15 protein-coding genes are annotated in these 18,726 nt (G+C 62.3%); 5 read left to right on the forward strand and 10 right to left on the reverse strand.

All coding sequences use genetic code 11. The features are described from left to right. Positions 1 to 46 precede the first annotated feature (46 nt). Positions 47 to 4,174 (forward strand): NEL-type E3 ubiquitin ligase domain-containing protein, encoded by a 4,128-nt coding sequence (locus N805_RS27835; RefSeq protein WP_019472054.1) that lies wholly within the window; start codon positions 47 to 49, stop codon positions 4,172 to 4,174. 33 nt (positions 4,175 to 4,207) lie between these two features. On the opposite strand, the gene glpD is transcribed toward N805_RS27835, so the two are convergent. From glpD to N805_RS27855, 4 genes are all read right to left on the reverse strand, one after another. Further along, a complete protein-coding gene (gene glpD, locus N805_RS27840) occupies positions 4,208 to 5,737 on the reverse strand; it encodes a glycerol-3-phosphate dehydrogenase (protein ID WP_026034525.1) in 1,530 nt (509 codons plus the stop codon). A gap of 212 nt (positions 5,738 to 5,949) precedes the next feature. Then, positions 5,950 to 6,705 carry a DNA-binding transcriptional repressor GlpR gene (gene glpR, locus N805_RS27845; RefSeq protein ID WP_019472056.1) on the reverse strand — a complete coding sequence of 252 codons (756 nt, stop codon included), beginning with the start codon at positions 6,703 to 6,705 and terminating at the stop codon, positions 5,950 to 5,952. Positions 6,706 to 6,806: 101 nt separating this feature from the next. Beyond that, entirely contained in the window at positions 6,807 to 8,306 is a 1,500-nt protein-coding gene (glpK, locus tag N805_RS27850; RefSeq protein WP_019472057.1) for a glycerol kinase GlpK, read from the reverse strand. A gap of 51 nt (positions 8,307 to 8,357) precedes the next feature. Beyond that, the gene (locus N805_RS27855; protein WP_019472058.1) at positions 8,358 to 9,209 is read right to left on the reverse strand and encodes an MIP/aquaporin family protein; all 852 of its coding nucleotides are present in this window, start codon (positions 9,207 to 9,209) and stop codon (positions 8,358 to 8,360) included. A 304-nt stretch (positions 9,210 to 9,513) separates the two neighbouring features. Between N805_RS27855 and ybaK the strand changes: the two genes are divergently transcribed. After that, entirely contained in the window at positions 9,514 to 9,984 is a 471-nt protein-coding gene (ybaK, locus tag N805_RS27860; protein WP_019472059.1) for a Cys-tRNA(Pro) deacylase, read from the forward strand. Positions 9,985 to 10,107: 123 nt separating this feature from the next. Here ybaK and N805_RS27865 read toward each other — a convergent pair whose 3' ends face one another. Both N805_RS27865 and argF read right to left on the reverse strand, forming a co-directional pair. Next, positions 10,108 to 11,217, reverse strand: coding sequence for an ABC transporter ATP-binding protein (locus tag N805_RS27865; RefSeq protein WP_019472060.1), 1,110 nt, complete (start codon positions 11,215 to 11,217; stop codon positions 10,108 to 10,110). Further along, the gene (gene argF, locus N805_RS27870; RefSeq protein WP_019472061.1) at positions 11,214 to 12,134 is read right to left on the reverse strand and encodes an ornithine carbamoyltransferase; all 921 of its coding nucleotides are present in this window, start codon (positions 12,132 to 12,134) and stop codon (positions 11,214 to 11,216) included. Before argF ends, N805_RS27865 begins: the two co-directional genes overlap by 4 nt. A gap of 386 nt (positions 12,135 to 12,520) precedes the next feature. Between argF and N805_RS27875 the strand changes: the two genes are divergently transcribed. Together N805_RS27875 and grxD are read left to right on the forward strand one after the other, a co-directional pair. Beyond that, positions 12,521 to 14,629 carry a molybdopterin-dependent oxidoreductase gene (locus N805_RS27875; RefSeq protein ID WP_019472062.1) on the forward strand — a complete coding sequence of 703 codons (2,109 nt, stop codon included), beginning with the start codon at positions 12,521 to 12,523 and terminating at the stop codon, positions 14,627 to 14,629. 91 nt (positions 14,630 to 14,720) lie between these two features. Further along, a complete protein-coding gene (gene grxD, locus N805_RS27880; protein ID WP_019472063.1) occupies positions 14,721 to 15,056 on the forward strand; it encodes a Grx4 family monothiol glutaredoxin in 336 nt (111 codons plus the stop codon). Between the two features lie 56 nt (positions 15,057 to 15,112). Here grxD and bfr read toward each other — a convergent pair whose 3' ends face one another. Beyond that, a complete protein-coding gene (bfr, locus tag N805_RS27885; RefSeq protein WP_016488782.1) occupies positions 15,113 to 15,586 on the reverse strand; it encodes a bacterioferritin in 474 nt (157 codons plus the stop codon). 200 nt (positions 15,587 to 15,786) lie between these two features. Next, the gene (locus N805_RS27890; protein ID WP_016488781.1) at positions 15,787 to 16,005 is read right to left on the reverse strand and encodes a bacterioferritin-associated ferredoxin; all 219 of its coding nucleotides are present in this window, start codon (positions 16,003 to 16,005) and stop codon (positions 15,787 to 15,789) included. Positions 16,006 to 16,229: 224 nt separating this feature from the next. Here N805_RS27890 and N805_RS27895 point away from each other — a divergent pair, with 224 nt between their 5' ends. Then, positions 16,230 to 16,832, forward strand: coding sequence for a peroxiredoxin (locus tag N805_RS27895; protein WP_012273884.1), 603 nt, complete (start codon positions 16,230 to 16,232; stop codon positions 16,830 to 16,832). Between the two features lie 158 nt (positions 16,833 to 16,990). Here N805_RS27895 and rnt read toward each other — a convergent pair whose 3' ends face one another. Next, positions 16,991 to 17,638 carry a ribonuclease T gene (gene rnt, locus N805_RS27900; protein ID WP_259374970.1) on the reverse strand — a complete coding sequence of 216 codons (648 nt, stop codon included), beginning with the start codon at positions 17,636 to 17,638 and terminating at the stop codon, positions 16,991 to 16,993. A gap of 23 nt (positions 17,639 to 17,661) precedes the next feature. Next, positions 17,662 to 18,708: a dihydroorotase gene (gene pyrC, locus N805_RS27905; protein ID WP_019472065.1), complete on the reverse strand. Its 1,047-nt coding sequence runs from the start codon at positions 18,706 to 18,708 to the stop codon at positions 17,662 to 17,664. Positions 18,709 to 18,726: the final 18 nt, after the last annotated feature.

Below are 18,726 nucleotides of genomic sequence, written 5' to 3' on the forward strand. Positions count from 1 at the left end.
AAAGCGAACTGGTGAGCTTGCGGCTTCATCCTCTGGAGCTCCTGCCGTGTCCGTGATCCCGATTCCTTCCGATTCCGTCGACGCTTTCATTGCCCGCCAGATGGCGGCTTGGCTGAAAACGGCCGATGCCGACCTTTTGCTGACCTTGCACCGGGCGCTGCGCACCCAGCAGGCAGCAGCCGAACGTGTGAAAAACAGGTTGGCCAGCATACCCAGCCTGGAGGCCTTTGCCACGCAGCTGCTCGAACCGGCATTGCGCGCCGAGGGCGTGGCCGACGTCGATGTGCGCAGCATGCAGGTATACATCGAGGATGATGTGCCGATGCCCAGCGCGGCGCCACGCCTGCATACACCATGGCGCACGGTGTACAGCGTGCAACCTTTACTCACGGCCGCGCTGCACAACTTTCACGAAGCCGATACCGTGCCGTCACTCCTTCGGCGTGCCCATCTGCTGGACGCCCAGGGGCGCACGCTGGCGCTGACGTACGAGGCGTTTGCCCGCTGCTGCAGGCAACTCGACATTGGTGGGCAGTATCAGCAAAAGTTGCGCGCCCAACTGTTTCCGAAAAGCCGGCCGCCAACGCCTGAAAACCTGGTTCGGGAAGCGGTCCAGCGGATGCTTGAGGAGAGCCTGCGGGCGAAGATGGATGTTGCGGTGCGCATGGCCCGCATCAAGTCCGAGCTGGACGAAGTCGACTACCTGCGCTTGTTGCCTGTGGTCGCCGCCAAACCTGTCGTGCCTGCGGTCACTGGCGTTGTCACACCGCGTCAGCTGTACCTGCTGGGCAAGCGTATACATGGGGTGGTCACGCTGGAGGTTCGCGAACACGCGGACGGGCCGCTGGAAGGCATCATCAGCTGGATACCACAGGACCCGCAGCGACCGGTGGCCAGGCACGCTAGCTGGGACGCTTTGTACCGGTGGTTGGCCAAGCGCCTGCGTGCGCCCCACTATCGCTCGTTTTTCCGTCGTTTCATCCGTGAGCGCGACCGGCCGACCTTCATCGCAACCCTTGAGCGCTTGATCGAGGCGAGCCATGGGCAAGCGCCAGCAGTTCTGGATGGACGCAATTTCGCCATCGAGACACCGCTGTTTGTCTACATGCGTGGCTTGCAGGTAGACAAGATGCTCGATGACGCAAGGGTCTTGGCGGTCCCGACCGCTGACGAAACCGCAATGGAGCGCCATCAGCGCCTGGAGGCCCTCAAGAGCGCGGGGCTCGATACGTTGAACCTGGCGGCACTGTTCATTCCGATACTGGGGGAGGTGATGTTCGCCGTGGCGGCGGTGGATGTGGTCAGCGAAGTGTACAAGGGCTATGCGGACTGGCGCATCGGCGACCGTCAGGGGGCGCTCGATCACCTCATGGGCGTGGCGCAGAACCTGGCGGCCGGCGCCGTGGTGGGTGCTGTGCATGCGGGAGTAGGCCGAGCCCTGGAGCGTGTGCCGTTTGTCGATGCACTGAGACCCGTGCACGAGGGCGAGGGCCGTGCGAGGCTGGCGCACTGGCCGCCCTCTGCTCATTACCTGGATGGCGGTGGTGCGCTTTTGCGCAGGTTTGACGGGGCCTTCGCGCTGACGTCTGACCAACGTGCTGAAACGCTCCTGCGTATCACCGGCTTTGACCAGGACCAGTTGCGCCATCTGCACCTGCAAGGGAAGCCCGCACCCGCTCGTCTGCGCGATGCCCATGAGCGCTACGAACTCCACGCATCGGAGCCTCGCCTGCAGGGGCGCGCGTTCGAACGTGAGCTAGCCGCGGGGCAAAGCACGGCATCGGCCGCCGGTGCTTTGCTGATCAAGGTATTCCCCGGTTTGTCGGTGCGTGGCGCCGAAGAGATCATTGCATCGGCCAACGGTGCGCAGATCAAGGCGTTGCTGGAAAGCGGCCGGGTGCCGCTGGCCATGGCCGAGCGTGCCCGTTGGTACTTGCGCGAAAGCCGCGTGGACCGTGCCTTGATGGGATTCGAGCACGAAGGTGCCGTGAATGCCGATACCCAGCGCCTGGTACTGGAATGGATCGCCCACCGGGCACCGTGGCCGGCTTCGGTGCGCATCGAGCTGCGGCTAGGGGAGGCGGGAGGTCGTCTGGTGGCAGCCAGCGGGGACGTCAATGCAACTGACCTCAGAACCATCATCCACACCGAACAGGGTTATCAATTGGCCGATGCCCACGCCCCGGTACTGGGCCAAGGCCTTTTGCCATGCCTGATCCACACGCTGGATGAAGGGCAGAGGGCCATGCTCGGCGGGCGCCAGCTCACGGCCCACGAACTTGGCGACCGGGTTGCGCGCCTGGCCAGCGCGGATCGGGAGAGGACGGCAAAGTTGATGGGGCTGGCGCCTGTCGCAGAACGTTATAGCCCGCCACAGCGAATCGATAGCCGCGTCGGTTATGCGTTGAGTGGAGGGGGCGAAAGCAGCCGGCGGGCAATCCGTAGCGGCATACATGACATCTTCCCGACCTTGACCGACGCACAGCTGGACGCTTATCTGCGCGACCTGGCAGACCGCGGGGTTGGCCTGTGGGACCACCTCAGCCAGCTCCAGCGGCAGTTGCATGGCTTGCGCGAGGCGCTCGACACCTGGCAACGACAGCGCGTGAGCTTCATGGACGGCCTGCGCCGCCAGCGTGTGGTGAATCAGATCAGGCGCACCTGGCGGCGCAAGACCGCTGGCCTTGCCGGTGACGACTTTTCGCTGCATATCGACGGCGAAGAGGTGGGCAGCCTGCCGAGCTTGCCGGCGGGCATCGAGTTTGGCCATGTTCGACGCCTGACGCTGCGCAACATGGGCCTTGAGCAGATCGATGAGGATTTCCTGCGCAGATTCACCCACCTTCGCGAACTCGACCTGCGCAACAACCAGTTGACTCGTTTGCCCGTTGGCCTGGAGCGCTTGACCGAACTGCGCAGCCTGCGTCTGGCGGGTAACCAGATAATCGTCGATACCCCAGGCAGCCAAAGGCTGGCGAGCCTTTCGTTGCTCCAGGTGCTCGATCTGAACTACAACCCGTTGGGCCAGGTGCCTGACCTTTCGGGCTTGCGCCACTTGCGTGAGGTATCGCTGCGCGCTACCGGGCTGCAAACCTTGGCAGACGAAGACATGATGCCCTGGCGCGGCCTGGTGGACATGCGTGAGAACCAGATTCGCCAGGTCAACGGGCACCTGCGCACACTGGGCGCGCGACTGCAGCGCCTGTCGCTGCATGACAACCCTCTGGACGAGGCGAGCGAGGCGTCGATTGCCAGCAGCCTCAGTGACTCGCCGGTCCACCGCAGCAGCTCCTACCATCACGCCATTGCTGATGTTGGCGCGTTTGAGGAATGGTTGGGAAGTGCTACCGAGGCGGTACGCACCCGGCGCATGCACATCTGGACCCAGCTGAGCGAGGAGCCGCAGTCGGCAGACCTGTTTCGTTTTCTAGCAGATTTCGCCAGCTCCGACGACTTCCTCGACCACCCGCGTTATTACCGGGCAAGGGTATGGCGGATTCTGGAACTGTGCACGGACAACACTGACGTGCGCGAAGCCGTGTTCTGGCAGACCCAGGGGCGCCGGACCTGTGAGGACCGGCTGCTGCTGATCCTCAGTCAGCTGGAAGTCAGGGCGCACATTGCCCTGAATTCGACAGGTGATGGTTCAGTCATGCAGGCGGAGCAGACCTTGTTGCGCCTGGGGCGTTCGCTGTATCGCCTGGATCAGGTGGACAGCATTGCCGCCCGACATATTCAGGACCTTCGCAGGGACCCGTATGCTGCCGTGGATGATATTGAGGTGTACCTCGCCTACCGCGTCAACCTGGCTGACCGGCTTGGGCTGCCGGCGCAACCCGGGCACATGAACTACCCCGAACACAGCCGTGTCACGGCAACCCAGGCAAGGCGTGCGGGGGCTCAAGTGCTGGCTGGAGAGAACATCGAGGTGCTCAGCCGCGCACTGGCTGAGCGCGATTTCTGGCATGAGTATGTGCGCAATCGTTCCCCTGAACGCTTCGAGGCGCTGGCAGCGCCCTTTCATGAGCAGCTGGAGCAGGCCGAGCGCGAGACTGGGGCAGCGGGTGAGCAGCACTATCTGGAACGCGCCGCGGCTTTGATGGCGTCGCTCAATGCCCAGGAACGCGCACTGTACCTGGAGCTGGCCCGGGAGGCGTACCAGCGGGAAGCCTGAGGGCGGCGACCGCATGGCGGTCGCCCCGCAGGTTCAGGCGGCGTTGCTGCGGGCGTCGCCTTGAGCCAGGTAATCGGCCAGCGCCCGCTGCTCGCTGGGGCTGGTGAACAGGCCGAGTTTGCTGCGCCGCCACAGGATGTCCTGGGCGGTGACGGCCCATTCGGTTGCGCGCAGGTAGTCGACTTCGCGGGTGAACAAGCCACCACCCATGGCCTGGCCCAGGTCTTCCGGGCCCTGTGCGCCGTCCAGCAGTTGCCAGGTGCGGCTGCCATAGGTCACCGCCCAACGTTTGGCGATGTCCACTGCCAGCCATTGATGCCGTGCCAGCAGCGCTTCGACCAATGCCTGGGGCGTGCTCATGTCTTCACCGCCGGGCAATGGTGCGTCGGCAGTCCAGCTTTTGCCCATCTCGCTGAAGAACGGCTTGAGTTCGCTCATGGCCGACTCCGCCAGCTTGCGGTAGGTGGTCAGCTTGCCGCCAAACACCGACAGCAATGGCGCCTCGCCAGACGCTGCGCTAAGCGCAAGGGTATAGTCACGGGTGACGGCAGACGGGTTGTCTGATTCATCGTTGCACAGCGGGCGCACGCCGGAGTAGGTGTGCAGGATATCGCCGTGGCTGAGTTGATGGTTGAAGTGCGCGTTGACCACCTTCAACAGGTAGTCGGTTTCCTGTTCGGTGATCGCCACCTTGGCAGGGTCGCCGCTGTACTCGCGGTCGGTGGTGCCTATCAGGGTGAAGCGGTCCAGGTAAGGGATGCAGAAGACGATGCGCTGGTCTTCGTTCTGCAGGATGAAGGCATGTTCCCCTTCGTACAGGCGCGGCACGATGATGTGGCTGCCCTGGATCAGGCGGATGCCGTACGGCGCATCGAGCTTGAGGTCGTCCTTGATGAAACTGGCAACCCATGGGCCAGCGGCGTTGACCAGTGCCCGGGCGCGAATGCTCTGCAGGCTGCCATCGGCATGCTGCAACTCGACCTGCCACACGCCGTCCACGCGCTCTGCGCGCAGGCAGCGGGTGCGGGTATGGATGTGCGCGCCGTGCTCACGGGCGGCCATGGCATTGAGCACCACCAGCCGCGCATCGTCCACCGCGCAGTCGGCGTATTCGAAACCGCGCGTGATCGCCGGCTTGAGCGGGTAACCCGGGCCGAAGCGCAGGCTGCGCGAGGCACCCAGGCGCTTGCGTTTGCCCAGGTGGTCATACAGGAACAGGCCGGCGCGGATCATCCAGGCCGGGCGAAGGTGTGGGCGATGTGGCAGGACGAAACGCATCGGTCTGACGATGTGCGGCGCCTTCGCCAGCAGTACCTCACGCTCAGCCAAGGCTTCGCGTACCAGGCGGAACTCGTAGTGTTCCAGGTAGCGCAGGCCACCGTGAATCAGCTTGCTGCTGGCCGATGAGGTGTGCTGGGCCAAGTCGTCCTTTTCGCACAGGAACACCTTCAGGCCGCGCCCGGCAGCGTCGGCAGCGATGCCCACGCCATTGATGCCACCGCCGATCACGGCGAGGTCATAGCAGTCGGCGAATGGTGGCTGGGACGAAACGGGCTGGGTCACGGGCAAGGCCTCCTGGGGGCTGTTCACATCGAAAGTGAACATTGATGTTCGTTTACGAAAATACTAGCGCAACAGAACGCCCGTCGCCAGCCAGTCTTTATAGAAAAAACTGATCAAATGACAATAAAGTGAACATTTTCGAAAATTTCGGCTGTGCGGTCTGAGGTTTGTGGGTGCATGCCACAAATGTTGCGGCAAGCCCCCGCCAGCCCTCAAACCACTTCGAGGCGGATTTTGTACTGGTTCAGCAGCTGAGTGAGGGTGGGGGTAGGCGCCTGGTCGGTCACCAGGCAGTCGACCAGGCTGATCGAGCCCAGGCGCACCATGGCGTTGCGCCCGAACTTGCTGGAGTCGGCGGCAAGGATCACTTGCCGGGCATTGGCGATGATCGCCTGGGATACCCGCACTTCCTGGTAGTCGAAGTCGAGCAGGCTGCCGTCCTCGTCGATGCCGCTGATACCCACCAGGGCGAAATCGACCTTGAACTGGTTGATGAAGTCGACACTGGCCTGGCCGACCACTCCACCATCCCGGCGCACCGTGCCACCCGCCACCAGCACTTCGAAATCGTCCTTGGCCGCCAGGATCGCCGCCACGTGCAGGTTGTTGGTAATGACTTTCAGGTGGTTGTGGTTGAGCAGTGCGCGGGCGATGGATTCGGTGGTGGTGCCGATGTTGATGAACACCGAGGCATTGTCGGGAATCTGCCGGGCCACGGCGTCGGCGATACGCTGCTTTTCATCGCGCATCTGGTCGGCACGCATGGCGTAGGCAGTGTTCTCGATGCTCGAGTCATACGCCGCGCCACCATGGTAACGGCGCAGCAGGTTGAGCTCGGCAAGCTGGTTGATATCTCGACGGATGGTCTGCGGCGTAACGACGAACAGCTGCGCCATTTCTTCGATACTGACGTAACCGCGCTCGCGCACCAGTTCGAGGATTTGTTGTTGGCGGGGGGGCAGATTCATGGGCGGTCCTTTGGGGCAGCCGGACAAATTCTGCAATGATGCCGTAGGAAGGGGATGACGGCCAGTGGACGATTGGGGCCGCGTGGCGGCCCCGATGTGCTTTACGCCTCGTGATCTTCCCAGTCACGGGTACGTTCGACGGCTTTCTTCCAGCCGGCGTACAGCTTCTCTTTTTGCGTTTCATCCAGCTGCGGGCTGAACTCGCGCTCGATGATTGCCTTGTCGCGCAATTCGTCCAGGCCGCTCCAGAAGCCGCAGGCCAGGCCGGCCAGGTAGGCGGCGCCCAAGGCCGTGGTTTCGCGCATTTGCGGGCGCTCTACGCACGTACCGAGGATGTCGGCCTGGAACTGCATGAGGAAGTTGTTGGCCACCGCGCCACCGTCCACACGCAGTTCGGACAGGCGCTGGCCGCAGTCCTGCTGCATGGCATCGAGCACGTCGCGGGTCTGGTAGGCGATCGACTCCAGTGCGGCGCGGATGATGTGGTCCACTTTCACGCCACGGGTCAGGCCGAACAGCGCACCACGGGCGTACGGGTCCCAGTACGGTGCACCCAGGCCGGTGAAGGCCGGTACCAGGTAGACGCCGTTGCTGTCCTTGACCTTGCTGGCGAAGTATTCGGTATCCAGGGCGTCGTTGACGATCTTCAGTTCGTCACGCAGCCACTGCACGGTGGAACCCCCGTTGAACACCGCGCCTTCCAGCGCATAGGCCACCTCGCCGCGCGGGCCGCAGGCGATGGTGGTGAGCAGGCCGTGGGACGACTTGACCGCCTGTGCGCCGGTGTTCATCAGCAGGAAGCAGCCAGTGCCATAGGTATTCTTGGCCTGGCCCGGCTCCACGCACATCTGGCCGAACAGCGCCGACTGTTGGTCACCGGCAATACCGGCGATGGCAATGCCGCTCTTGGTGTGGCCGTACACTTCGGAAGAAGGACGAACCTCGGGCAGCATCTGCCGCGGGATGCCGAGGATCTCCAGCAGCTTGTCGTCCCACTGCAGGCTATGGATGTTGAACATCAGCGTGCGCGAGGCATTGGTGTAGTCGGTGACGTGCACCTTGCCGCCCGAGAACTTCCAGATCAGCCAGGTATCGATGGTGCCGAACAACAGTTCGCCACGTTCGGCGCGTTCGCGGGCGCCCTCGACGTTGTCGAGGATCCACTTCAGTTTGGTGCCGGAGAAGTAAGGGTCGGTGACCAGGCCGGTGGTGTCGCGAATATAGTCTTCATGGCCGTCGCGCTTGAGCTGGGCGCAGATCTCGGTGCTGCGGCGGCACTGCCAGACGATGGCGTTGTAGACCGGGCGGCCGGTTTCCTTGTCCCACACCACGGTGGTTTCGCGTTGGTTGGTGATGCCGATTGCGGCTACCTGGGCATGACTGATGCCTGCCTGTGCCAAGGCCTCGACCATGGTCGCGCTCTGCGTGGCGAAGATCTCCATCGGGTCGTGCTCGACCCAGCCCGCTTGCGGATAGTGCTGGGCGAACTCGCGCTGGGAGGTGCCCACCACATTGGCGTCGCGGTCGAAAATGATGGCACGCGAACTGGTGGTGCCCTGGTCCAGGGCGATGATGTAGTTCTTGTCCTGGGTGTCTGTCATGGTCGTAGGCCTTGCAAGAATAGGAGGTCAGGGCTGGGCGGGTTGCCGGCATCAATTGGCTTGAGTATCGCCCTGGCGATTGTCATTTGTCTCAGGGTTCGCGGCACTTGCCATTGGCAAGTTGCGGGCAATCAGGCCGCGATAGGTCGCGGCACCCAGGCAGGCGCCAAGGATCGGTGCGAACACCGGAACCAGGAAATACGGTATATCCCGACCGCCAGTGAAGGCGATTTCACCCCAACCGGCCAGGAAGGTCATGAGTTTTGGCCCGAAATCGCGGGCAGGGTTCATGGCAAAACCGGTCAGCGGGCCCATGGCGCTGCCGATCACCGCGATCAGCAGGCCGATCAGCAGCGGGGCCATGGCGCCGCGTGGCAGGCCGTTGTTGTCGTCGGTCAGGGCCATGATCACGGCCATCAGGATAGCCGTGATGACGACTTCAACCAGGAATGCCTGGCCGATTGACAGCGACGGGTGTGGGTAGGTGGAGAACACCGAGGCCAGCTCCAGGCTGGCTTCGCTACCGCGCAACATGGCGTGGGCCTGTTCGAAATCGAAGAACAGGTTGCTGTACAGGGTGTACACCAGCGCCGCGCCACAGAACGCGCCGCATACCTGGGCCAGCATGTAGAAGGGCAGCTTGCGCTTGTCGAAACCCGCGAACAGGGTGAGGGCTATGCTCACCGCCGGGTTCAGGTGCGCGCCGGAAATGCCGGCGGTGAGGTAGATCGCCATGCTCACGCCAACACCCCAGATGATGCTGATCTCCCACAGGCCGAAGCTGGCGCCGGCGACCTTGAGTGCGGCAACGCAGCCGGTGCCGAAGAAGATGAGCAGGGCAGTGCCGAGAAACTCGGCCAGGCATTGGCTGGACAGCGTGGGTTGGCGTAGAGCAGTCGTCATGTATGACCTCGTTTTTTTTGTTGTGAGGCGCGTGGCGCTCGACAGCAAAGCCCGGTGTCGATCCCCATTGACCCCGGGCAAGTACAGGAAGCGCACCTTAAAAGTGCGCCATTTGTTCAGAAGCGAAAAAATATAGACAAGAAACGCTGATGTCAAAGGTCGAAAGTGAACGACCAGTCACGAAATGGTCGCTAAAATCGGCTGCGGATCCCCGTACTAGAGGTGCGCGATTGCGGTGCGCTGGCTGGGTTGTGGGATTTGTCCTAAAGTAGCCGCCGAGCCGTCCCCAGACCGGAGCCTTTGCATGACCCCCGCCCTAGACCTGTTGAAGAAGCATCGCGCCGACCACCGTGTGCACAGCTATGAGCATGACCCCAAGTCGGCGTCTTACGGTCTGGAGGCGGCTGAAAAGCTCGGGCTCGACCCGCAGCAGGTGTTCAAGACCTTGCTGGCCAGCAGCGAGAAAGGGGAGTTGCTGGTGGCGGTGGTGCCTGTGGTGGGCACCCTGGACCTCAAGGCCCTGGCCCATGCTGCCGGGGTAAAGAAATGCGAGATGGCAGACCCGGCGGCGGCGCAGCGGGCTACGGGTTATCTGGTAGGTGGTATCAGTCCGTTGGGGCAGAAGAAGCGCCTGCGTACGTTCATTGACGAATCAGCGCAGAATTTTGCAACCATCCATGTCAGTGCTGGGCGGCGTGGGCTGGAAGTGGAGTTGGCGGCGGCGGTGCTGGCCGAGCATACCCAGGGCAAGTTTGCCGGGATCGGCAGAGGTTGAGCACACCGGGGCTGCTGTGCAGCCCTTCGCGGGCTTGCCCGCTCCCACAGGGATATTTGAGGCGAAACCTGTGGGAGCGGGCAAGCCCGCGAAGGGCCGCAAAGCGGCCCCAAGGATCTGGTTTCAGGTCGCGGAACTGTACCGACGCACGCCATTCTCCTGGCGCGGCAACTGCGCCGCGACGCTACCCGGCACCGGGAACAGCACCAGGTGATCGGCCTTTACCGCAATCCCCACCTCTTCACCGACCTGAAGGTCGTTATGGCTAGGGAAGATCGCTTCCAGCTGGCTGCCGGTCGGCAGTTGCAGGCGGTACAGGGTCGATGCCCCCAGGAAGCTCTTGCCGACGATGTTCGCCTGTAGCGCGCTGCCGGGTGCATGCACGATATCGTCGGGCCGCAGCAGCACGTCTACCGAACTGCCGGGCGCCATGATGTAGGCACGGTTGCCGCGCAGTTCACCCAGCTCGGTATTGACGGCCTCGTGGCTGCTCATCTGCCCACGGATGAAGTACCCCTGGCCAATGAAGCTGGCCACGAACGGCGTCTGTGGTTCGTGGTAAAGGTTGTAGGGCGTGTCCCACTGCTCCAGGCGGCCTTCTTTGAACACACCAACCTGATCGCTGACGGCAAAGGCTTCTTCCTGGTCATGGGTAACCAGGATGGCGCTGGTGCCACGGCTTTTGAGGATATCGCGCACCTCATGGCTGAGGCGCCGGCGCAACTCCACGTCAAGGTTGGAGAACGGCTCGTCGAGCAGCAGCAACTGGGGTTCGGGCGCCAGCGCGCGGGCCAGGGCGACCCGTTGCTGCTGGCCCCCAGATAGCTCATGCGGGTAGCGCCCGCCCAGGCCGCCCAGCTTGACCAGTTCGAGCATTTCTTCGATGACAGCGGCCTGGCGTGGGTGCTTGGCGATGCCAAAGGCAATGTTCTGTGCCACGGTCAGGTGCGGGAACAGCGCGTAGTCCTGGAATACCATGCCGATGCGGCGCTTTTCCGGGGCCAGGGTGAACCCTGCGCGGGAAATGACTTCGCCGGCCAGCTGGATCTCGCCTTCGTGCACCGGTTCGAAACCGGCAATGGCGCGCAGCGTGGTGGTTTTCCCGCAACCGGATGAGCCCAGCAGGCAACCGATGTCGCCTGCGTTCAGGTGCAGGTTGAGGTTCTGGACGATGCGCTGGTCGCCGTAGCCGCAGGCGAGGTTGCGCAGGTTGAGCAGTAGGGGTTGACTCATGCGTGGTGGTAAGCCGGTTCTACAAGGAATTCGAGAAGCGCCTTCTGTGCATGCAGGCGGTTTTCAGCCTCGTCCCAGGCGACCGAACGTGGGTCGTCGAGCAGGTCCTGGCTGATTTCCTCGCCACGGTGGGCGGGCAGGCAGTGCATGAAGAGGACATCGGGTGCCGCCAGGTCGAGCAGTTCGCGGGTGACCTGGTAAGGCGCGAAATGCGCCAGGCGCCGTGCAGTTTCCTCCTCCTGACCCATGGAAGTCCAGACATCGGTGACCACAAGGTGCGCGTCACGCACGGCTTGCTTGGCATCACGGATGATCTGCACGCGGTCGCCGCCCAGCGCCATGAAGCGCTGATCCGGCTCGTAGCCTTCGGGGCAGGCGATGCGCAGCTGGAAATCGAACTGCCTGGCGGCCTCGATATAGGAGTTGCACATGTTGAAGCCGTCGCCGATCCAGGTCACGGTCTTGCCCTGGATAGAGCCGCGGTGCTCGAGGAAGGTCTGCATGTCGGCCAGCAGTTGGCACGGGTGCGACTCGTCGGACAGGCCGTTGATTACCGGCACGCGCGATTTGGCGGCGAACTCGGTCAGGGTGCTGTGGGCGTGGGTACGAATCATCACCACATCGACCATGCTCGACAGCACGATGGCGCTGTCACCGATTGGCTCGCCACGGCCCAGCTGGGTGTCGCGTGGCGACAGGAAGATGGCCTGGCCGCCCAGCTGGATCATGCCGGCCTCGAACGACACCCGGGTACGGGTCGAGGATTTCTCGAAGATCATGCCCAGCACGCGGTTCTTCAGGGGCTCGAACAGCACGCCTCGTTTGCGCAGGTCCTTCAGCTCGATGCCGCGGCGGATCACCCCGAGCAATTCGTCGGTGGTGAAGTCCAGCAGGGAGAGAAAGTGCCTAGCGCTCATGATTGACTACCTTATCTGCAACGGTATGCAGGTCGACCGTATGGTTTTTTTTGACAACGGGAGTGACCTGCGGCGTAAGCCGCACGGGGCGGACGAAAATAGGGAAAGGCGCAATACTATAAGTAAATGTCGCCTGAAGCCAAGGGGGAATCAGCGGCCTGATTGCAAAGGGTGTTGCAAAGGGTGTTGCAAAGGGTGTCTCCACCCGTCGGCCTGTGCTGTTTTTTATTTGCTACACGTGTTGTACAGGGCTTGCTGGCAATTTGGCAAATCGCTGTCGCAAATCGTGTGCCTGATGTCGGTGGATTCACGCGGCGAAGCGCGCTGGCCGGGGGCAGTCGCCGGGCGCATAGTCACTGTTCGACAACAACAAGGCAGAGGCGGCCATGACCAAGACCCTGCATCACCGTGCCTGTCACCTGTGCGAAGCAATCTGCGGGCTGAACATCGAAGTCAGCCATGAAGACGACGGGCGGGCGGTAATCAGCTCGATCAAGGGCGACCCCCAGGACCCGTTCAGCCGTGGCCACGTCTGCCCCAAGGCTGTGGCCTTGCAGGACATCCAGAACGACCCTGACCGCCTGCGCCAGCCCCACAAGCGGGTAGGGGAGCGTTGGCAGGCCATCGGCTGGGACGAGGCCTTTGCCATGGCCGCCGAAAAGTTATGGGCGGTCCAGCAGGCTCACGGGCGCAATGCCGTGGCGGTTTACCAGGGCAACCCGAGCGTGCACAACTACGGTTTGATGACCCACAGCAACTACTTCCTCGGCCTGCTCAAGACACGCAACCGTTTCTCGGCCACCTCGGTGGATCAGCTGCCACAACACCTGGTCAGCCACCTGATGTATGGCCATGGCCTGCTGCTGCCGATTCCGGATATCGACCACGCCGACTTCATGCTGATTCTTGGCGGCAACCCGCTGGCCTCCAACGGCAGCATCATGACCGTGCCCGATGTGGAAAAGCGCCTCAAGGCCCTGCTTGGCCGGGGCGGGCGCCTGGTGGTGGTCGACCCTCGGCGCAGCGAAACGGCAGCCTTGGCCGATACCCACCTGTTTATCCGTCCGGGTGGGGATGCGGCGCTGTTGTGCGGCGTGCTCAATACCCTGTTCGAGGAGGGCCTGGCGCAAGGTTCGCACTTGCCCATCAACGGCCTGCAGCAGGTGCGCGAAGCGCTTGCACCCCTCAGCGCCGAAGCCATGAGCACGCATTGCGGCATTGCCGCCACGCAGATCCGCCAGCTGGCACGGGACTTCGCTGCGGCAGAAAAGGCCGTGTGCTATGGCCGCATGGGCGTTTCCACCCAAGCCTTCGGCACCCTCTGCCACTGGCTGGTGCAACTGATCAACCTGGTGACCGGCAACCTTGACCGCGAAGGCGGCGCGTTGTGCACCGAGCCTGCTGTCGACCTGGTGGCCACCATCTCGGGCGGTCATTTCAACGCCTGGCAGAGCCGGGTCTCGGGTTTGCCCGAGTACGGTGGCGAGCTGCCCGTGGCGGCCCTGGCCGAGGAGATGCTGACACCTGGCGAAGGGCAGGTACGCGCCTTGGTGACAGTGGCCGGCAACCCGGTGCTGTCCACCCCTAACGGTCGCCAGTTGGATGCGGCCCTGGAAGGCCTGGAATTCATGCTCAGCATCGACCTCTACATCAACGAAACCACTCGGCATGCCGACCTGATCCTGCCTTCCACCTCCTCGCTGGAAAACGACCACTACGACAGCACCTTCAACTTGCTGGCCGTGCGCAACGTCACCCGCTTCAACCGGGCGATCCTGGCCAAGCCGGACGGGGCGCTGCACGACTGGGAAATCTTCGTCGGCCTGGCCCAGGCGTTTGCCAGGCATGCCGAGCTTGAACTGAAACCGACCTGGGCACCTGCGCAGATGATCGATCTGGCCTTGCGCAAGGGGCGCTATGGTGACGAAACGCCTTGGCGGCTGTCACTGGCAACGCTGGACGATCACCCTCACGGCCTTGACCTCGGGCCTTTACGCAGCAACCTGGCTGCGCGCCTGGCGACTACCAGCAAGGCTGTCGAAGCGGCACCCCAGGTATTGCTGGACGACCTTCACCGCCTGACGCAACTGGCACCGCCCGTGCCGGGTGAGCTGCTGCTGATCGGCCGCCGCCACGTGCGCAGCAACAACTCATGGATGCACAATTTCCACCGCCTGGTGAAAGGCAAGCCTCGCCATCAGCTGTTGATGCACCCGCAAGACCTGCAACAGCGACAGTTGCAGGACGGCCAGCGGGTGCGTATCCGCTCCCGCACGGGTGATCTTGAAGTCGAAGTGCAGGCCTGCGAGGACATGATGCCCGGTGTGGTCAGCCTGCCCCATGGCTTCGGTCACGGTCGTCAGGGCGTGCACATGCAGATCGCCCAGGCGCAGCCCGGGGTGAGCGCCAATGACCTGACCGACGAGCGCTTGCGGGACCAGGTTTCCGGCAACGCTGCGCTCAATGGCGTACCCGTGCAGGTGGAGGCCGCATAAGGAACAGCAAGGCCGAGCACGCTGCTCGGCTTTCCGTTACAATGCGCCACCGTGCCGACAACAGCGTCGCAAAGTTAAGCCGAGGTGCTACATGGATATCATCGAAACGATCAAAGAGCAGATTGCCAACAACACCATTCTGCTTTACATGAAAGGCTCGCCGAATGCCCCGCAATGCGGGTTCTCGGCCAAGGCATCGCAAGCTGTGATGGGTTGTGGCGAGAAGTTCGCCTACGTCGACATCCTGCAGAACCCGGAAATCCGTGCCAACCTGCCAAAATATGCCAACTGGCCGACCTTCCCGCAGCTGTGGGTAGCCGGTGAGCTGGTTGGCGGTAGCGACATCATGCTGGAAATGTTCGCCAACGGTGAGCTGCAAACCCTGATCAAGGAAGCGGCTGCCAAGGCCAAGGCCTCTGAAGCCTGATTTCCGGCAAGCATAAAAAAACCCGCTGATCGCGGGTTTTTTTATGGGGCGAATACTTACTCTTCGCCCATCTGCGATTGCAGATAATTTTCGATGCCAATCTTGTCGATCAGACCCAGTTGGGTTTCCAGCCAGTCGATGTGCTCTTCCTCGGATTCGAGGATGTCCTCGAGCATGTCACGCGAGCCAAAGTCGCCAGCGGTTTCGCAGTGGGCGATAGCTGCCTTCAGGTCGGCCAGTCCTTTCTTTTCGAGCTTCAGGTCGCACTCGAGCATTTCCTTGGTGTGTTCGCCGATCAGCAGCTTGCCCAGGTCCTGAACGTTAGGAATGCCTTCGAGAAAGAGAATACGCTTGATCAGTTTGTCAGCGTGCTTCATCTCGTCGATGGATTCTTTGTACTCGTGCTTGCCGAGTTTGTTCAGGCCCCAATCTTCGTACATGCGTGCGTGCAGGAAGTACTGGTTGATCGCGACCAGCTCGTTTCCGAGGATCTTGTTGAGATGCTGGATGACGCTTACGTCGCCTTTCATTTCGGGTTCCTGCCCTGTAGAAGTGTGCCAATACAGTGAAGTTTGAGCCCGATACTTAAGAGTGTCAAACCTAAGTTATTGAATAATAAATGAAAATTAATAGGAATAAGAATGTTTGTGAACCGCGTTGGAGCGCTAACTTATTGAATTCAAGGCATAAAAAAACCGGACACGGGGTCCGGTTCTTCGAAATAGGGGCGTCAGGCCGCGGTAAATTCCACGGGGTAGGGCAGGGCTGCCTGGCTCACCTGCAGCTCGGTCAGGGTCTCACGGACCACTTCCTTGGCCAGGCAGGCGCATTTGCCACACTGGCTTGCGACATTGGTCGCGGCTCGCACTTCCTTGTAACTGCAGCATCCTTCATAGATCGCATCGCGGATCTGTCCGTCGGTAACGCCGACACAAAGACACACATACATAAGGGCTGACCATCGCTGGTTGAGTCGATGGGTTGGAGCTTAATGTTAATGAGAATGCTTGTCAAAGGACTTTCTGTAAGGGCCGCGCTTGAGCGACCGGTGGTTGCCTGCCTGATGGATTCGGCCTGTCATCAGAAGCCGTGTATGATGGTCGGCCTTTGTTGGATGTCGGGCAAGCCCGTCTGGCCCGGCAAACGGTTTTTCACCCTCATCAGGAGATTACAATGAGCGTACTCGTTGGTAAGAAAGCCCCCGATTTCACCGTTCCTGCCGTGCTGGGCAATGGCGAGATCGTCGACAGCTTCAACCTGGCTTCGGCCATCAAGGGCAAGTACGGCCTGGTGTTCTTCTACCCGCTGGACTTCACCTTCGTCTGCCCGTCCGAGCTGATCGCCCTGGACAACCGCATCCCGGACTTCCAGGCGCGTAACGTCGAAGTGATCGGCGTGTCGATCGACTCCCACTTCACCCACAACGCCTGGCGTAACACCCCGGTCAACAACGGCGGCATCGGTCAGGTGAAGTACACCCTGGCTGCCGACATGACCCACGAAATCTGCAAAGCCTACGACGTAGAGTCCGAAGGCGGCGTAGCCTTCCGTGGCGCCTTCCTGATCGACACCAACGGTGTTGTCCGCTCGCAGATCATCAACGACCTGCCACTGGGCCGTAACATGGACGAGCTGCTGCGCCTGGTTGACGCCCTGCAGTTCCACGAAGAGCACGGCGAAGTCTGCCCTGCCAACTGGAAAAAAGGCGACAAAGGCATGAACGCTTCGCCAGAAGGCGTTGCTGCCTACCTGAGCGAGAACGCCGGCAAGCTGTAATTGCCCCTCGTATAAAAAAACCGGCCTTCGTGGCCGGTTTTTTTATGCCGTCCTGTGCCGGCCTCTTCGCGGGCGCGCCCGCTCCCACCGATTCTCTGCATGCCTGACGGCAAAGGTGAACCTGTGGGAGCGGGCATGCCCGCGAATGCTTTTGTAGATCAATCGTTGAAATCGCGCCAGCCGCCCATCTCTTTCCAGCGGTTGACGATGCCGCAGAACAGCTCGGCCGTCTTCTCGGTGTCATAACGCGCCGAGTGCGCTTCACGCCCGTCGAAGTCGATGTCCGCGCTCTGGCAGGCTCGCGCCAGCACGGTCTGGCCATATGCCAGGCCCGCAAGGGTCGCGGTGTCGAAGCTGGAGAACGGATGGAACGGGTTGCGCTTCAGGTCGTTGCGCGCCACCGCCGCATTGAGGAAGCCCAGGTCGAAGCTGCTGTTGTGGCCGACCAGGATCGCCCGCTTGCAGCCATTGGCCTTGAGCGCCTTGCGTACACCGCGGAAGATATCCGTCAGCGCGCTTTCCTCGCTGACGGCCATGCGCAGCGGATGGTCCAGCTTTATGCCTGTGAACTCCAGCGCGGCAGCTTCAATGTTGGCACCCTCGAACGGCTCCACCCGGTGGAAGTAGGTGTGCTCGGGGAACAGGAAGCCTTTTTCGTCCATGCCGATAGTGACGGCGGCAATTTCCAGCAGGGCATCGGTGGCGCTGTTGAAACCACCTGTTTCCACATCCACCACTACCGGCAGGTAGCCGCGGAAGCGCTCGGCCATCGGGTGGCGCGTACCGCTGCTGCCTTGGGCGTCCATGTCGTCTTCGTAGAGGTCTTCGCTCACACGTTTTGCTCCAGCAGGCGCCAGCGCAGTTTTTCACCGGCGCGCAGCGGGATTACGGTCTGCTCGCCAAACGGCAGGCTGTCCGGGGCGGTCCATTCTTCACGCACCAGGGTAATGGTGTCAGTGTTTGCCGGCAGGCCGTAGAAGGCCGGGCCGTGCAGGCTGGCAAAGCCTTCCAGCTTGTCCAGCGCGTTACGCTGTTCGAACGCTTCGGCGTACATTTCGATGGCCGCATAGGCGGTATAGCAACCGGCGCACCCGCAGGCGGCTTCCTTGGCGTGACGGGCGTGCGGTGCCGAGTCGGTGCCCAGGAAGAACTTCGGGTTGCCGCTGGTGGCCGCGTCCAGCAGCGCCACCTGGTGGGTGTTGCGCTTGAGGATCGGCAGGCAGTAGAAGTGCGGGCGAATGCCGCCAACCAGCATGTGGTTGCGGTTGTACAGCAAATGCTGCGCGGTGATGGTCGCGCCAACGTTGGCCGGGGCCTCGGTAACGAACTGCGCGGCATCGCCGGTGGTGATGTGTTCGAACACCACTTTCAGCGTCGGGAAGCGCTCGACCAGACGACGCATGTGCTCGTCGATGAAGCGCTTCTCGCGGTCGAAGACGTCGATCTCGCTACGGGTCACTTCGCCATGCACCAGCAGCGGCATGCCAACTTCCGCCAGCGCCTCGATGGCCGGGAAGATGTTGTCGATGCTGGTCACACCCGAATCGGAGTTGGTGGTAGCGCCGGCCGGGTACAGTTTGGCGGCGTACACGATGCCGCTGGCCTTGGCCGCGCGGATGTCTTCGGGGCTGGTGCGGTCGGTGAGGTACAGCACCATCAGCGGCTCGAAGCGGCTGCCGGCAGGGCGGGCGGCCAGGATGCGCTCACGATAGGCACCGGCCTCGTCGGCATTACGCACCGGAGGAACCAGGTTAGGCATGATGATGGCACGGGCAAAAGTGCGCGCCACGTCGCCAACGGTGTGGGGCAGGACGGCACCATCGCGCAGATGGATGTGCCAGTCGTCGGGGCGCAGGAGGGTCAGGCGATCGGACATTGGGGATTCCAGGCGGGT

The organism is Pseudomonas putida S13.1.2 (assembly GCF_000498395.2).
GTDB lineage: Bacteria > Pseudomonadota > Gammaproteobacteria > Pseudomonadales > Pseudomonadaceae > Aquipseudomonas > Aquipseudomonas putida_Q.

Bases quoted from the DNA above. Each gene is read 5' to 3' on its own strand.
- argF (WP_019472061.1), bottom strand. From the start codon at position 12,134: ATGAGCGCTAGGCACTTTCTCTCCCTGCTGGACTTCACCACCGACGAA.
- N805_RS27895 (WP_012273884.1), top strand. From the start codon at position 16,230: ATGAGCGTACTCGTTGGTAAGAAAGCCCCCGATTTCACCGTTCCTGCC.
- pyrC (WP_019472065.1), bottom strand. From the start codon at position 18,708: ATGTCCGATCGCCTGACCCTCCTGCGCCCCGACGACTGGCACATCCAT.
- bfr (WP_016488782.1), bottom strand. From the start codon at position 15,586: ATGAAAGGCGACGTAAGCGTCATCCAGCATCTCAACAAGATCCTCGGA.
- glpK (WP_019472057.1), bottom strand. From the start codon at position 8,306: ATGACAGACACCCAGGACAAGAACTACATCATCGCCCTGGACCAGGGC.
- grxD (WP_019472063.1), top strand. From the start codon at position 14,721: ATGGATATCATCGAAACGATCAAAGAGCAGATTGCCAACAACACCATT.
- N805_RS27875 (WP_019472062.1), top strand. From the start codon at position 12,521: ATGACCAAGACCCTGCATCACCGTGCCTGTCACCTGTGCGAAGCAATC.
- rnt (WP_259374970.1), bottom strand. From the start codon at position 17,638: ATGGACGCCCAAGGCAGCAGCGGTACGCGCCACCCGATGGCCGAGCGC.
- ybaK (WP_019472059.1), top strand. From the start codon at position 9,514: ATGACCCCCGCCCTAGACCTGTTGAAGAAGCATCGCGCCGACCACCGT.
- N805_RS27855 (WP_019472058.1), bottom strand. From the start codon at position 9,209: ATGACGACTGCTCTACGCCAACCCACGCTGTCCAGCCAATGCCTGGCC.
- N805_RS27865 (WP_019472060.1), bottom strand. From the start codon at position 11,217: ATGAGTCAACCCCTACTGCTCAACCTGCGCAACCTCGCCTGCGGCTAC.
- N805_RS27890 (WP_016488781.1), bottom strand. From the start codon at position 16,005: ATGTATGTGTGTCTTTGTGTCGGCGTTACCGACGGACAGATCCGCGAT.
- glpR (WP_019472056.1), bottom strand. From the start codon at position 6,705: ATGAATCTGCCCCCCCGCCAACAACAAATCCTCGAACTGGTGCGCGAG.